General features: G+C 56.7%; 11 protein-coding genes, 2 tRNA genes and 4 rRNA genes. 7 read left to right on the plus strand and 10 right to left on the minus strand.

Annotated elements, in window-relative coordinates:
- Nucleotides 1-5: 5 nt before the first annotated feature.
- Both ACPJXG_RS25030 and ACPJXG_RS25035 read right to left on the minus strand, forming a co-directional pair.
- Nucleotides 6-344, minus strand: coding sequence for a P-II family nitrogen regulator (locus tag ACPJXG_RS25030; RefSeq protein WP_010393464.1), 339 nt, complete (start codon nt 342-344; stop codon nt 6-8).
- An 11-nt stretch (nt 345-355) separates the two neighbouring features.
- On the minus strand, nt 356-1,123 hold the full coding sequence (locus tag ACPJXG_RS25035; protein WP_176389110.1) for a TorF family putative porin: 768 nt from the start codon (nt 1,121-1,123) through the stop codon (nt 356-358).
- 270 nt (nt 1,124-1,393) lie between these two features.
- On the opposite strand from ACPJXG_RS25035, the gene ACPJXG_RS25040 reads away from it, so the two are divergent.
- From ACPJXG_RS25040 to ACPJXG_RS25055, 4 genes are all read left to right on the plus strand, one after another.
- Nucleotides 1,394-1,642: an accessory factor UbiK family protein gene (locus ACPJXG_RS25040; protein ID WP_046683506.1), complete on the plus strand. Its 249-nt coding sequence runs from the start codon at nt 1,394-1,396 to the stop codon at nt 1,640-1,642.
- Between the two features lie 111 nt (nt 1,643-1,753).
- Nucleotides 1,754-3,274, plus strand: coding sequence for a YifB family Mg chelatase-like AAA ATPase (locus tag ACPJXG_RS25045; RefSeq protein ID WP_425252638.1), 1,521 nt, complete (start codon nt 1,754-1,756; stop codon nt 3,272-3,274).
- A gap of 63 nt (nt 3,275-3,337) precedes the next feature.
- A complete protein-coding gene (locus ACPJXG_RS25050) occupies nt 3,338-3,883 on the plus strand; it encodes a hypothetical protein (protein ID WP_425252639.1) in 546 nt (181 codons plus the stop codon).
- Nucleotides 3,884-4,064: 181 nt separating this feature from the next.
- Nucleotides 4,065-4,409: a DUF1840 domain-containing protein gene (locus ACPJXG_RS25055; RefSeq protein ID WP_034749443.1), complete on the plus strand. Its 345-nt coding sequence runs from the start codon at nt 4,065-4,067 to the stop codon at nt 4,407-4,409.
- 61 nt (nt 4,410-4,470) lie between these two features.
- Here ACPJXG_RS25055 and rrf (ACPJXG_RS25060) read toward each other — a convergent pair.
- From rrf (ACPJXG_RS25060) to ACPJXG_RS25090, 7 genes are all read right to left on the minus strand, one after another.
- Nucleotides 4,471-4,583, minus strand: a 5S ribosomal RNA gene (rrf, locus tag ACPJXG_RS25060).
- A gap of 286 nt (nt 4,584-4,869) precedes the next feature.
- Nucleotides 4,870-4,982: ribosomal RNA gene (rrf, locus tag ACPJXG_RS25065) — 5S ribosomal RNA — on the minus strand.
- Nucleotides 4,983-5,120: 138 nt separating this feature from the next.
- Nucleotides 5,121-7,996, minus strand: a 23S ribosomal RNA gene (locus ACPJXG_RS25070).
- A 239-nt stretch (nt 7,997-8,235) separates the two neighbouring features.
- A tRNA-Ala gene (locus ACPJXG_RS25075) sits at nt 8,236-8,311 on the minus strand.
- Nucleotides 8,312-8,322: 11 nt separating this feature from the next.
- A tRNA-Ile gene (locus tag ACPJXG_RS25080) sits at nt 8,323-8,399 on the minus strand.
- A 98-nt stretch (nt 8,400-8,497) separates the two neighbouring features.
- Nucleotides 8,498-10,027, minus strand: a 16S ribosomal RNA gene (locus tag ACPJXG_RS25085).
- The 16S, 23S and 5S rRNA genes sit together here with 2 tRNA genes alongside, the layout of an rRNA operon.
- 379 nt (nt 10,028-10,406) lie before the next feature.
- On the minus strand, nt 10,407-11,183 hold the full coding sequence (locus ACPJXG_RS25090; protein ID WP_425252640.1) for an enoyl-CoA hydratase: 777 nt from the start codon (nt 11,181-11,183) through the stop codon (nt 10,407-10,409).
- A gap of 76 nt (nt 11,184-11,259) precedes the next feature.
- Between ACPJXG_RS25090 and ACPJXG_RS25095 the strand changes: the two genes are divergently transcribed.
- Nucleotides 11,260-12,561, plus strand: a complete 1,302-nt coding sequence (locus ACPJXG_RS25095) for an MFS transporter (protein WP_425252641.1) — start codon at nt 11,260-11,262, stop codon at nt 12,559-12,561.
- A 137-nt stretch (nt 12,562-12,698) separates the two neighbouring features.
- Nucleotides 12,699-13,136: a universal stress protein gene (locus tag ACPJXG_RS25100; protein ID WP_035824436.1), complete on the plus strand. Its 438-nt coding sequence runs from the start codon at nt 12,699-12,701 to the stop codon at nt 13,134-13,136.
- A 34-nt stretch (nt 13,137-13,170) separates the two neighbouring features.
- On the opposite strand, the gene ACPJXG_RS25105 is transcribed toward ACPJXG_RS25100, so the two are convergent.
- Complete coding sequence (locus ACPJXG_RS25105) at nt 13,171-14,370, minus strand: murein transglycosylase A (protein ID WP_035828600.1); 1,200 nt, start codon at nt 14,368-14,370, stop codon at nt 13,171-13,173.
- 76 nt (nt 14,371-14,446) lie between these two features.
- On the opposite strand from ACPJXG_RS25105, the gene ACPJXG_RS25110 reads away from it, so the two are divergent.
- The gene (locus ACPJXG_RS25110; protein WP_167468630.1) at nt 14,447-14,593 is read left to right on the plus strand and encodes a hypothetical protein; all 147 of its coding nucleotides are present in this window, start codon (nt 14,447-14,449) and stop codon (nt 14,591-14,593) included.
- Nucleotides 14,594-14,598 lie beyond the last annotated feature (5 nt).

A 14,598-nucleotide genomic window follows, 5' to 3' on the forward strand; every position in this document is an offset into this window, starting at 1 on the left:
TCCCCTTAGAGCGCTTCGTTGCCGGTTTCACCGGTACGGATGCGGATGACCTGTTCCAGGTTGTAGACGAAAATCTTGCCATCACCGATTTTACCGGTACGCGCGGCGCCTTCGATCGCTTCGATGGCCTGGTCGACAATGGCGTCATCGACAGCCGCTTCAATCTTGGTTTTTGGCAAGAAATCAACGACATACTCGGCGCCACGGTAGAGTTCCGTGTGACCTTTCTGGCGGCCGAAACCTTTGACTTCCGTGACGGTAATGCCTTGCACATTGATAGCCGACAAAGCTTCGCGTACTTCGTCCAGTTTGAACGGTTTAATGATTGCGGTAATCATTTTCATGGCAGTCTCGCTTAAAAAGTTTTGGACACGGTCAGCACGAGACCCGATTTCGCCAGATTCTTGCCATTCGGTGCCAGCGACGTGATGTTGGCTTTGACGGCAGCCAGGGAAACGGTCGCCATGCCAAAGTCCTTGGTCACGCCGATCTTGTAATCGCTGTAGCTGAGGGAATCGTTGTGCTCGACTTTCTGACGGCCCACATGCAGGTTCAGCATGTAGCCATCATGCACCTCGACATTGGCGCCCACGTCCAGGTAGCCGCTGTTCTTGCTGTCGGCAACACCGAACAGATTGGTGGTCGAATGCGAGTATTTGATATACATAGGGCCGTAGCCGAGTTGGCCGTACAGCTCGAAGGTGTTGGCATTGGTGCTCAGGCCATTCGAGGGATAGAAATAGTACAGGCCGCCAACGTCATAGGTAAAATCCTTGCTGATCTCGCCCCGTTTGCCGCCGTAGATATCCCATTCCAGATCGGTATCGCCGCCGCCATCCTTGATCCATTTGATGCTCGACAGCCAGGTGCCCACATACAGGCCCGTCGGGTTATGGGTATAGTCGGCGCCGCCGCTGATGGCCGGGTTCAAGCGGCTTTGCGAAATGCCGCGGTAACGGTAGTCGCTGGTCAGCGCCACGTTGTAGCTCACCACGTTATCAGGCACGGCTTCGGCCGCAGCAGGCGCCGCCACTGCATCCTGGGCCATGGCGCTACCGCACACGGCGGTCATGGCCAGCGTCAACGCTGCAGCTAAAGTCATGTTCTTGGACAGATTCTTCATGGCGATTCCCTTTTATTGAACTTTTAAAGCGGTTGAGGTTTAAAATCTTGGCTGGAGATCACAAAGCGTTCATACCTTCTTTAGCAGAATACGTGCCAGCTCACTTGCCACCTTGACAGGTGCGTTTCCGACCATACATACCCTGCAAGCCTGTCGGCATGCGGGTACGGGCTGCTGAAGCATGATGAATTTGCCCAGTTTCGCACCAGATTAACGCCGCTGTGCACCGCAATGGTGCGATGCACAGGCCGCACCATAAAAGGACTGACCATGGACATGAATACCTTCTTTAACGACTTGCAAGGCAAGATCCATCAAGCCATCGAAAACTCGCCTGCCAAGGATATCGAGAAAAACGTCAAATCGATGATGACCCAGGGCTTCGCCCGCCTCGATCTCGTCACGCGTGAGGAATTCGATATCCAGGCGCAAGTGCTGGCCAAGACCCGCGCCAAACTGGACGCACTGGAATTGCGCCTGATCGAACTGGAAACGCGCCTGAACGAATCCAAGGCGTAAGGTGACGCCAGCCAGGTCCCGTTATTGACGGCCTTGCTGGCATAGCTCAAGCCTGACGGCGCTTCACGCGCTAGACTGATCCTGCCCGCGCCCGCGCCACAGGGGAGTCTGATGAGTCTGGCCGTCCTGAAAAGCCGCGCCCTGGCCGGCATGGAAGCGCCCGAGGTAAGTGTCGAAGTCCACCTTGCCAATGGTTTGCCTTCGTTTACGATTGTCGGCCTGCCGGATACGGAAGTGAAGGAATCGCGCGACCGCGTCCGTGCCGCGCTGCAAAACTGCGGCTTTGACATGCCGGCGCGGCGCATCACGGCCAACCTGGCGCCGGCGGATTTGCCCAAGGAATCGGGGCGCTTCGACCTGCCCATCGCGCTGGGCATCCTGGCCGCCTCCGGCCAGTTGCCGGGCGACCAATTACACCACTACGAATTCGCGGGCGAACTGTCGCTGTCGGGCCAGTTGCGCCCCATCCGCGGCGCCCTGGCCATGACCTTTGCCATGCAGCGCAGCCAGCCGGGCGCGCCACGCGCCTTCATCTTGCCGCAGGCGAACGCGGACGAGGCGGCGCTCGTCCGCGACGCCTGCATCTACCCCGCCCACAGCCTGCTCGAGGTCTGCGCGCATTTTGCCGCGCACGCCAGCCACACGGCCCTGCAACGCCATCAGCCCATGTTGGCTGTCTCCGCTTTTGCGTATCCCGACTTTGCCGACGTGCAAGGACAGCAGCAGGCGCGACGCGCACTGGAAGTGGCAGCCGCGGGCGGCCATAACGTCTTGATGGTAGGGCCACCGGGTGCGGGCAAGACCATGCTGGCCAGCCGCTTCCCCGGCGTGCTGCCGCCCATGAGCGATGAAGAAGCGCTGGAATCGGCGGCCGTGCATTCGCAGGGCGGGCACTTCAAGGTGGAACACTGGAAACGGCGTCCCTATCGCGCCCCGCACCAGACGGCGTCCGGCGTGGCCCTGGTGGGCGGCGGCAACGTGCCGCGCCCGGGAGAAATCTCGCTGGCACACTGCGGTGTGCTGTTTCTCGACGAAATCGCCGAATTCCAGCGCCGCGTACTCGATGTGCTGCGCCAGCCCATGGAGTCGGGCGTGATCAGCATTTCACGCGCGGCCCGCCAGGCCGAGTTTCCTGCCCGCTTTCAGCTGATCGCCGCCATGAATCCCTGCCCATGCGGCTATCTGGGCCACGCTTCGGGCCGTTGCCGCTGCACGCCGGACGCCGTGCTCCGCTATCACAGTCGCCTGTCCGGCCCGCTACTCGACCGTATCGACTTGCAAATTGAAGTGGCCGCCATGCCGCCCGCAGCGCTGGGCCGGCACGCAGGCGCCGGCGAAAGCACGCAAGCCATCGCCACGCGGGTGGCGGCAGCCTTTGCCCTGCAGCTGGCACGCCAGGGGAAAGCGAACCAGCGCCTGAGCAGCACGGAAATCGAACAGCATTGTCGTCTGGAAACGCATGGAGAACAGCTGCTGCATGGCGCCATGGCGCGATTGCACTGGTCGGCGCGCACGTATCACCGGGTACTGCGCGTAGCGCGCAGCATCGCGGACCTGGCGGGCAGCCCCGGCATCACGCAAGCGCATGTCGCCGAAGCGATCCAGTACCGGCGCGTGCTGCGTGAAATATGAGCCGGCCGGTGGCCCCACACGTGCGCGATTGCGCCTGATCGGCGGCGCTGCTACCATCTGCTGATGAAAAAACCATCACTTGCCCTCTTTCTGGCTACGCTCGCGGCCGCCAGCGTCCTGTCCGCCTGCAGTCCGAAGTTCGACTGGCGCGACTATCGCAGCCCCGACGCCCAGTTCACGGCCCTGTTTCCAGGCAAGCCGGCCGTGCTGACACGCGAGGTCGACCTCGACGGCAAGAAAGTCAGCCTGACCATGACGGCCAGCGAAGTCGATGGCAATACCTTCGCCATCGGCAGCGCCGTGCTCGACAGCACGGAACAGGCACAAGCGGCCCTGCCCGCCATGCAGACGGCCCTGTTGAAAAATATCAACGGCACCGTGCGCAGCGAAAAATCGGCATCGGCGGCCAGCAGCACGGCTGCGGGAACGCACCAGCGCAGTTCGCTCAGCATCGAGGCCAAAGGCACGCAACAAGGCAAGCCTGTCTTGCTGGTCGGGCGTTTTGTGGCGCAGGACAAACGCATCTTCCAGATCATCATTCTCGGTGAAGAAAGCAAGCTGTCGCGCGACACCATCGACACCTTCATGGACTCGGTGAAACTGGATTAAGACTTAACGCTCGCTTAAACGGGTATTTTCACGGTAAGCGAGCTCTTGTAAATACGTGCGTTGTCCAACAGATGGCTCTATCCGGCTTGCAAATATGCAATCCGGGACAAACGGACGGCCTGTGCGACATTTCAAGTCGTGATATTGTTTCGACACTAACAACAAGTTTCAGAAAGCGCTTATGTTGATCTCATTCAAATCCAAATCTTCCCCTGAAGTGCTGATGTACCAGGAACATGCCCAGCGTATCCTCGACATCCTGCACAAGAACCCCACGCGCGGCGTCATCACGCCAGCCGAAGCGGGCGATGCCCTGGCCCTGCTGGAAAAAGAAGTCGCGGAAAGCAAATTGCATCCGGAAAATGACATCGAACACGACGCGCATACGCCGGAAACCCTGGAAGATGGCGAAACGGGTGCCCATGCGCGCGCGCAAAAAGTGCATTTCTCGCAGCGCGCCTATCCTTTGATGGAAATGCTGCGCTCGGCCAAGGCGGAAAATGAAAGCATCACCTGGGGCATCTGATCCGATGAATGCTGCAGACGAAAAAAAACCCCGCACCTAGCGGGGTTTTTTTATATAACAAGCCTGACGATAACCTACTTTCACACTGGTTGCAGCACTATCATCGGCGCAAAGTTGTTTCACGGTCCTGTTCGGGATGGGAAGGGGTGGGACCAACTTGCTATGGTCATCAGGCATAACTTTTTCAACAACCTGCTCCCAACGGGGCAGCAAGTCGTCTGATCTGAGGAGGCGAATTATACCCCAGGTCGGCTTGACGCACAAGCACGTCAGCCGGCATCACCATGAATGCCAACAATGTTGTCGGATTACGCTACGCTAATCCGACCTACCGGACTTTACATGACCGTAGGTCGGCTTAGCGCGCAGTGCGTAAGCCGACACCACCCGCGGCGTATCAAACCACCAGACGAAAAAAAACCCCAACCGGATCACCGGAAGGGGTTTTTTCGAATAACAAGCCTGACGATAACCTACTTTCACACTGGTTGCAGCACTATCATCGGCGCAAAGTTGTTTCACGGTCCTGTTCGGGATGGGAAGGGGTGGGACCAACTTGCTATGGTCATCAGGCATAACTTGTACTGGCGTTTGTCTCCAATTGGACGACAAAGCCTGAATCTGGAAGAAGCAAAGATTGGGGTAATGACTGGTAGTATCAACAAACTCACAACGTTGTACCGTCTTATCCTCTGTACCTGCTAAGGTTATAGGGACAAGCCGTACGGGCAATTAGTACTGGTTAGCTTAATGCATTACTGCACTTCCACACCCAGCCTATCAACGTCCTGGTCTCGAACGACCCTTCAAAGAGCTCAAGGCTCTGGGAAATCTCATCTCAAGGCAAGTTTCCCGCTTAGATGCTTTCAGCGGTTATCTCTTCCGAACTTAGCTACCCGGCAATGCCACTGGCGTGACAACCGGTACACCAGAGGTTCGTCCACTCCGGTCCTCTCGTACTAGGAGCAGCCCCCTTCAAATTTCCAACGCCCACGGCAGATAGGGACCAAACTGTCTCACGACGTTTTAAACCCAGCTCACGTACCACTTTAAATGGCGAACAGCCATACCCTTGGGACCGGCTACAGCCCCAGGATGTGATGAGCCGACATCGAGGTGCCAAACTCCCCCGTCGATATGAACTCTTGGGAGGAATCAGCCTGTTATCCCCAGAGTACCTTTTATCCGTTGAGCGATGGCCCTTCCATACAGAACCACCGGATCACTATGTCCTACTTTCGTACCTGCTCGACTTGTCAGTCTCGCAGTTAAGCACGCTTATGCCATTGCACTATCAACACGATGTCCGACCGTATCTAGCGTACCTTCGAACTCCTCCGTTACACTTTAGGAGGAGACCGCCCCAGTCAAACTGCCTACCATGCACTGTCCCCGATCCGGATAACGGACCAAGGTTAGAACCTCAAACAAACCAGGGTGGTATTTCAAGGTTGGCTCCACAAGAACTAGCGTCCCCGCTTCAAAGCCTCCCACCTATCCTACACAGATTGGTTCAAAGTCCAATGCAAAGCTACAGTAAAGGTTCATGGGGTCTTTCCGTCTAGCCGCGGGTAGATTGCATCATCACAAACATTTCAACTTCGCTGAGTCTCGGGAGGAGACAGTGTGGCCATCGTTACGCCATTCGTGCAGGTCGGAACTTACCCGACAAGGAATTTCGCTACCTTAGGACCGTTATAGTTACGGCCGCCGTTTACTGGGACTTCAATCAAGAGCTTGCACCCCATCATTTAATCTTCCAGCACCGGGCAGGCGTCACACCCTATACGTCCACTTTCGTGTTTGCAGAGTGCTGTGTTTTTATTAAACAGTCGCAGCCACCAGTTTATTGCAACCCTTTCACCCTCATGGAGTAAACCATTCAAGCTACCGGGGCGTACCTTTTCCCGAAGTTACGGTACCAATTTGCCGAGTTCCTTCTCCCGAGTTCTCTCAAGCGCCTTAGAATACTCATCTCGCCCACCTGTGTCGGTTTGCGGTACGGTCTCGTATGACTGAAGCTTAGAGGCTTTTCTTGGAACCACTTCCGATTGCTTCGTGAATAAATTCACTCGTCCCATCCCCTTGAATTCCGCACCCGGATTTGCCTAAGTGCCTTCTATGAGACAGAAACTGACTATTCCAACAGTCAGACAACCTTCCGCGATCCGTCCCCCCATCGCATCATACGACGGTGCAGGAATATTAACCTGCTTCCCATCAGCTACGCATCTCTGCCTCGCCTTAGGGGCCGACTCACCCTGCTCCGATGAACGTTGAACAGGAAACCTTGGGCTTACGGCGTGGAGGCTTTTCACCCCCATTATCGCTACTCATGTCAGCATTCGCACTTCTGATACCTCCAGCATCCTTTACAAGACACCTTCGCAGGCTTACAGAACGCTCTCCTACCATATCCAATAAAGGATATCCGCAGCTTCGGTGACTGGCTTAGCCCCGTTACATCTTCCGCGCAGGACGACTCGATCAGTGAGCTATTACGCTTTCTTTAAATGATGGCTGCTTCTAAGCCAACATCCTGACTGTTTTAGCCTTCCCACTTCGTTTTCCACTTAGCCAATCTTTGGGACCTTAGCTGGCGGTCTGGGTTGTTTCCCTCTTGACGCCGGACGTTAGCACCCGACGTCTGTCTCCCAAGCTCGCACTCATCGGTATTCGGAGTTTGCAATGGTTTGGTAAGTCGCAATGACCCCCTAGCCATAACAGTGCTCTACCCCCGATGGTGATACTTGAGGCACTACCTAAATAGTTTTCGGAGAGAACCAGCTATTTCCAAGTTTGTTTAGCCTTTCACCCCTACCCACAGCTCATCCCCTAATTTTTCAACATTAGTGGGTTCGGACCTCCAGGGCGTGTTACCGCACCTTCATCCTGGCCATGAGTAGATCACTTGGTTTCGGGTCTACACCCAGCGACTGATCGCCCTATTCGGACTCGATTTCTCTACGGCTTCCCTATGCGGTTAACCTTGCCACTGAATGTAAGTCGCTGACCCATTATACAAAAGGTACGCAGTCACGGAACAAGTCCGCTCCTACTGTTTGTATGCACACGGTTTCAGGATCTATTTCACTCCCCTTCCGGGGTTCTTTTCGCCTTTCCCTCACGGTACTGGTTCACTATCGGTCGATTACGAGTATTTAGCCTTGGAGGATGGTCCCCCCATATTCAGACAGGATGTCACGTGTCCCGCCCTACTTGTCGTACGCTTAGTACCACCGGTCCGATTTCACATACGGGGCTATCACCCACTATGGCTCCTATTTCCAGAGGATTCTGTTATCGGTCCGACTATCACGTACAGGCTCTTCCCATTTCGCTCGCCGCTACTTTGGGAATCTCGGTTGATTTCTTTTCCTGCAGCTACTTAGATGTTTCAGTTCGCCGCGTTCGCCTTGCATACCTATGTATTCAGTATGCAATACCCTAAAAGGGTGGGTTGCCCCATTCGGAAATCTGCGGATCAAAGTGTGTTTGCTCACTCCCCGCAGCTTATCGCAAGCTACTACGTCCTTCATCGCCTGTAATCGCCAAGGCATCCACCATGTGCACTTATTCGCTTGTCCCTATAACGTTAGCCTCTGCTCACCGAGGTGACCAAAGAGCGCTACAGGGATAAGAAAGTACAACGTTGTTGCTTGTTTGTTGATACATACAATCATTACCCATCGATTCACCTTTTACGGCAAACCGATCAATAAATAATCTTTACTTCTTCCAGATTGTTAAAGAACGAAACAGCTTTGATCGCTAAAAGATCAAATCTAAACCCAGAGGCTTACATTTGTACTTTCGAGTAAAACTTTGGTGGAGGATGACGGGATCGAACCGACGACCCCCTGCTTGCAAAGCAGGTGCTCTCCCAGCTGAGCTAATCCCCCTGGGTAATGACTGGTAGGGCTGGTTGGACTCGAACCAACGACCCCCGCGTTATCAACACGGTGCTCTAACCAGCTGAGCTACAGCCCCAACGCGGAACTACTACGACTACTGTTTCTTCTTAATTAAACAGCCGATAAGTGTGAACATTTGATGCGTGAATCATTACTGATTCGTGCAAACTCTAGAAAGGAGGTGATCCAGCCGCACCTTCCGATACGGCTACCTTGTTACGACTTCACCCCAGTCACGAATCCTACCGTGGTAAGCGCCCTCCTTGCGGTTAAGCTACCTACTTCTGGTAAAACCCGCTCCCATGGTGTGACGGGCGGTGTGTACAAGACCCGGGAACGTATTCACCGCGACATGCTGATCCGCGATTACTAGCGATTCCAACTTCATGCAGTCGAGTTGCAGACTACAATCCGGACTACGATACACTTTCTGCGATTAGCTCCCCCTCGCGGGTTGGCGGCGCTCTGTATGTACCATTGTATGACGTGTGAAGCCCTACCCATAAGGGCCATGAGGACTTGACGTCATCCCCACCTTCCTCCGGTTTGTCACCGGCAGTCTCATTAGAGTGCCCTTTCGTAGCAACTAATGACAAGGGTTGCGCTCGTTGCGGGACTTAACCCAACATCTCACGACACGAGCTGACGACAGCCATGCAGCACCTGTGTACTGGTTCTCTTTCGAGCACTCCTCAATCTCTCGAGGATTCCAGCCATGTCAAGGGTAGGTAAGGTTTTTCGCGTTGCATCGAATTAATCCACATCATCCACCGCTTGTGCGGGTCCCCGTCAATTCCTTTGAGTTTTAATCTTGCGACCGTACTCCCCAGGCGGTCTACTTCACGCGTTAGCTGCGTTACCAAGTCAATTAAGACCCGACAACTAGTAGACATCGTTTAGGGCGTGGACTACCAGGGTATCTAATCCTGTTTGCTCCCCACGCTTTCGTGCATGAGCGTCAATCTTGACCCAGGGGCTGCCTTCGCCATCGGTGTTCCTCCACATATCTACGCATTTCACTGCTACACGTGGAATTCTACCCCCCTCTGCCAGATTCTAGCCTTGCAGTCTCCAATGCAATTCCCAGGTTGAGCCCGGGGATTTCACATCAGACTTACAAAACCGCCTGCGCACGCTTTACGCCCAGTAATTCCGATTAACGCTTGCACCCTACGTATTACCGCGGCTGCTGGCACGTAGTTAGCCGGTGCTTATTCTTCAGGTACCGTCATTAGCAAGAGATATTAGCTCTCACCGTTTCTTCCCTGACAAAAGAGCTTTACAACCCGAAGGCCTTCTTCACTCACGCGGCATTGCTGGATCAGGCTTTCGCCCATTGTCCAAAATTCCCCACTGCTGCCTCCCGTAGGAGTCTGGACCGTGTCTCAGTTCCAGTGTGGCTGGTCGTCCTCTCAGACCAGCTACTGATCGATGCCTTGGTAGGCTTTTACCCTACCAACTAGCTAATCAGATATCGGCCGCTCCACGAGCATGAGGTCTTGCGATCCCCCACTTTCATCCTTAGATCGTATGCGGTATTAGCGTAACTTTCGCTACGTTATCCCCCACTCTAGGGTACGTTCCGATATATTACTCACCCGTTCGCCACTCGCCACCAGAGCAAGCTCCGTGCTGCCGTTCGACTTGCATGTGTAAGGCATGCCGCCAGCGTTCAATCTGAGCCAGGATCAAACTCTTCAGTTTAATCTCTGTTACTTTGCCATTTTATTGGCACCGTCTTGCGACGGGTCGCTCACTCAAAAAACTGACAGGCCACTACTTTCGTAGCGCCTATTTCATTATTTCTTGTGAACATTTGATATTTTAAGTTAGACGCCAATCCGAAGATTGACGCTGCACTTACATCAAATGCCCACACTTATCGACTGTTAATTGTTAAAGAACTGTATTCGGCGCTGCTTATTTACCACTCTCGCGCTATCGACAAAGCGTTGTGTTTGTCAGCTACGAAGAAGGAAGAGTATGAAGCGTTTGCAGCATTTCGTCAACCTTCTTTTTCTCCCCGCTTTTACTCTGCAACACCATGTTTTGTGTGCGTCGTTTTGCGAGGAGGCGAATCATATCAAAGACCGTCGAAGTTTGGCAAGCGCTTTTCCAGGAAAGCGTGCATGCCTTCTTTTTGTGCAGGCGTACCGAAGGCGGCCTGGAACAAACGGCGCTCGTAGGCGACGCCATCGGTCAAGTTGGTTTCAAAAGCGCGGTTGACGCAATCCTTGATCATCATGGCCACAGAGGTCGGCATGGCGGCAATGGTCCTGGCGGCGGCCAGCGTTTCTTCCAGCAATTTATCCGCCGGCACCACGCGCGACACGAGGCCGATGCGTTCCGCCTCGGTGGCATCGATGGTACGCGCCGTCAGCAGCAGATCCATGGCCTTGGCCTTGCCGATGGCGCGCGGCAAGCGCTGCGTGCCGCCCGCGCCTGGCGTGACGCCGACCTTGATTTCCGGCTGGCCAAATTTGGCGCTGTCGGCGGCGATCAGGAAATCGCACATCATGGCCAGTTCGCAACCGCCCCCGAGCGCATAACCAGCCACCGCGCCCACCACAGGTTTGCGCACGCGCAAGATATGTTCCCAGTTGCGGCTGATATAACCCTGGGTAAAGGTGTCCGGATAGGTGTAATCGGCCATGGCCGCGATATCGGCGCCGGCGGCAAACGCTTTTTCGCTGCCCGTAAGCACGATACAGCCGATATTCTCATCCGCATCGAACTTCAGCAAGGCGTCGCCCAGCTCATTCATCATGTTGTCGTTCAAGGCATTGAGCGCCTTGGGGCGGTTCAGGCGGATGACCGCCACTTTATCCTGGATGTCGATGATCAGGTCTTCGTATTGCATGGTGTCTCCTCTCGATGAACGGAGCAACGATTGTAGCGGCTAACGGCAGCGGCGCGGCAGGTGCGCTGCTATTATTGTGAGTCCGATCATCTTTATCGAGCAGCGTATTTTCTCTCCCCTCTTCCAGTACTGCGCCCGTTACCTGCGCGGCGACGGCAGCGCCGCCAGCGTCAATTTCCGCCGCCTGTGGTTCAGCAACGGCCTCAATTGCTTCGGCGCCCAGATCACCTCGCTGGCCCTGCCCCTGTGCGCGGTGTTATTACTACATGCGACACCGGAACAGATGGGCGTGCTGGTCGCCTTGCAGGCGCTGCCGTTCGCCCTGTTCGGCTTGCCCGTCGGCGTACTGCTGGACCGGCGCAGCAAGCACCCGATCATGCTGTTCAGCGAAAGCATGTCCGGCCTGGCCCTGGCCAGCGTGGCCGTTGCCTATTGGTGCGGCGTGCTGTCGATGCCGTGGTTATATATAGTGGGCTTCATCATCGGCACCGGCTTCGTCGTCGGTGGCGGCGCCGAACAGGTGTTCCTGACTTTCCTGGTGGGCCGCGACGGCTTGATCGATGCGCAATCGAAATTTGCCGCCACCGAATCGGCTTCGCGCCTGATCGGCCCCGGCCTGGCCGGCGTGCTGGTGCAAGTGTTGTCGGCGCCCGTCGCCATCCTGTGCACGGCTTGCGGCTATCTGGTTTCCGTCTTCAACTTGCGCGCCATGAGCGTGCGCGATCCACGGCCGGCGCCGTCTGACAAGCACGCCTTGCGCGACATCGCCGATGGCTTGCTGTTTGTCTGGCGCGAACCGCTGCTGCGCGCGCTGGCCTGGGGCGCCGGCATCTGGCACTTTTTGTTTTACGCCAGTATGGCTTTGACCGTGCTGTTCGCCACGCGCGACCTGGGCATGAGCCCTGGCGTGCTGGGCATGACGCAGATGCTCGGTGGTGCCGGCGTCTTGCTCAGCGCCTTCATCGTCAAGCCGCTGACGCGCCGCTACGGCGCCGGCCGCACCATCCTGATCGGCCTAGCATCGACCTCGCTCTGCTTTGCCCTGACGCCAACGATACCCGCCGCGCTGTTCGGCAGCGCGGCCGCCAGTGCCGTGGCCTATGCCATCTTGATGTTCTTTTTCGATTGCGGCGTGATGTTGTTCTTTATTCCCTACCTGGGCTTGCGCCAGAAGGTCACGCCCGACCCCATGCTGGGCCGCATGACGTCGACCATGCGCTTCCTGACGGTGGCGACGGCGCCGTTGGGCGCGCTGGCCGCCGGCTGGGTAGCGGAACACTTTGGCGTGCGCAATGGCCTGGCTTGCATCGCGGCTGGCAGCATTGTGTTGACGATCGCCATGGTGTGGGGCACGCCGCTGCGTAGCGTGCGCACCTGAAGCGGTGAACGGGCATACACTGGCAAAAGATTGCTTTGGCGACACTATTCACGCCAAAGCCTGTGAGGTTTGATTTACATCAAGGTTTTAATTGATGTAAATCCATAAGCTGTCTTACATCACTTGAGGAGCACGCTATGTTTAACACCATCTTATTTCCCACCGACGGCTCGCCGTTGTCCGACAAAGCCGCCGAGACCGCCCTCGCCTTCGCCCAATTGAACAAAGCCAAGCTGGTCGCCATCAGCGTGGTGCAGCCTTTTCCGTTCTCGCCGATGGCCGATGGCGGCATCGTGCTCGACGCCAGCCTGTATGAACAGCAGATGCAGGAAGCGTCGCAACGCGCCATCGACAAGATCGGCGTAGCGGCAAGCGCCGCCGGCGTGCCTTTCGAAGGCGTGGTGGCCGTGTCGCCGAGCCCGCACGATGAAATCGTCAATGCGGCGCAAACCTACCATTGCGACATCATCCTGATGGCCTCGCATGGCCGCAAGGGCTTGAACAAGTTGTTCGTGGGCAGCGAAACGCAAAAAGTGCTCGCGCATACCCATCTACCTGTCATGGTCTTGCGCTAAGCGACACCACGAACTGCCCGGCGCCGCGAGAAACTCAGCGCGCCGGTGCCTGCTTCGGCAACAACACCCACACGGCGCCGCTCTGCTTCATGCGGCCCGCATTCTCGGCCGCTTCCGCGCCAAAGCCAAAGAAATAATCGACCCGGATCGGCCCGCGAATGGCGCCGCCCGTATCCTGCGCCATCACCAGGCGCTGCATGGGAATCTCGCTATTGGCTTGCGTGGTGGACAGGAACACGGGCGCACCCAGCGGCAGGAAGCGCGAATCGATGGCCACCGAGCGCTGCGGCGTCAGCGGCACGCCCAGCGCGCCCTTCGGCCCCACTTTCGGGTCGGGCAGGCGCTCTTCCTTGAAGAAGACATAGCTGGGATTGGCGTTGAACAATTCATCCTTGCGCGTGGGGTGGCCGGCGATCCACGCCTTGATGCCCTGCGCGGACGCCTGGCTCAGGGTCAGCTCGCCCTTGTCGACCAGGTAGCGGCCAATCGATTTATACGGGTGGCCGTTTTGATCCGCATAGGCCACGCGCACGGTTTCCTGCGTATCGGTCAGCTGCACGCGCCCGGAACCCTGTACTTGCAGGAAGAAGGCCTCGACTTCGTCATCCACCCACAGCAATTCCTTGCCCGTGACGGACGTGGCGCGCTCGATGTCGGCGCGGGTGGCGTACGGCACCACCTTCTTGCCGACCAGCTTGCCCCGCAAGCGCATGTTTTTCAGTTCCGGATACACGCCCGACAAATCCACCGAGACCAGGTCATCAGGCACCTTGTACAGCGGTGTCTGGTATGGGCCGCCGCGCTTGCGCGCGCCGTGCAGCAAGGGTTCGTAGTAACCGGTCACCAAGCCAGTATTGGCGCCATCGGCGGCCACCACTTGATTTGGCACAAAGAAAGTCTCGAAAAACAGGCGGATGGCCTTGTCGCTGTCCGCATTCACCTGGCGCGCGATCGTGCACGATTCCTTCCAGTCCGGGCGCTTGACCAGCACGCCGCACGATGCCATGAACGCGGGCCAGGCGGCGCGCATGTCGTCGCGGGCCCAGCCAGGCAAGGCGGCAAACTTGGCGGGCACAAAGGTGGGGGCCGCCACATCCGTGGCATCCTTGGCGTCGGCCGGCTTGGCCGGAACCGGCTTGACGACGGTCGGCGCGATGGGTGGCGCCTTGCCGCTGGCAGCGGGCGGCGCGGGCGGCGTGGTGCAGGCGGATAGAGCAAGCGCGACGGCGCCGATTGAAACGGGTAGACTACCGCGTGTCAACAGACGGCGGGTAAATACTAAGCTGCGGGTAAATAACATAGGAGTGCGTATGTGGATCTTGATGATAGAGGCGCTGGTGGCGTTCTTCTTGCTGGCATTTATAGTCTGGTGGACCATGTATTCGGGCAAAAAGCCCGCACCGCCGGCGCGCAAGCAGCTCAGTGAAGAACAGGACGCCACTGAAAAACTGAAGTAAGGGGG

It is taken from the genome of Janthinobacterium sp. NFX145 (assembly GCF_049810325.1).
GTDB lineage: Bacteria > Pseudomonadota > Gammaproteobacteria > Burkholderiales > Burkholderiaceae_D > Janthinobacterium > Janthinobacterium rivuli.

Coding starts and splice junctions, on each gene's coding strand:
- ACPJXG_RS25030 (WP_010393464.1), bottom strand. CDS start 344: ATGAAAATGATTACCGCAATCATTAAACCGTTCAAACTGGACGAAGTA.
- ACPJXG_RS25035 (WP_176389110.1), bottom strand. CDS start 1,123: ATGAAGAATCTGTCCAAGAACATGACTTTAGCTGCAGCGTTGACGCTG.
- ACPJXG_RS25040 (WP_046683506.1), top strand. CDS start 1,394: ATGGACATGAATACCTTCTTTAACGACTTGCAAGGCAAGATCCATCAA.
- ACPJXG_RS25045 (WP_425252638.1), top strand. CDS start 1,754: ATGAGTCTGGCCGTCCTGAAAAGCCGCGCCCTGGCCGGCATGGAAGCG.
- ACPJXG_RS25050 (WP_425252639.1), top strand. CDS start 3,338: ATGAAAAAACCATCACTTGCCCTCTTTCTGGCTACGCTCGCGGCCGCC.
- ACPJXG_RS25055 (WP_034749443.1), top strand. CDS start 4,065: ATGTTGATCTCATTCAAATCCAAATCTTCCCCTGAAGTGCTGATGTAC.
- ACPJXG_RS25090 (WP_425252640.1), bottom strand. CDS start 11,183: ATGCAATACGAAGACCTGATCATCGACATCCAGGATAAAGTGGCGGTC.
- ACPJXG_RS25100 (WP_035824436.1), top strand. CDS start 12,699: ATGTTTAACACCATCTTATTTCCCACCGACGGCTCGCCGTTGTCCGAC.
- ACPJXG_RS25110 (WP_167468630.1), top strand. CDS start 14,447: ATGTGGATCTTGATGATAGAGGCGCTGGTGGCGTTCTTCTTGCTGGCA.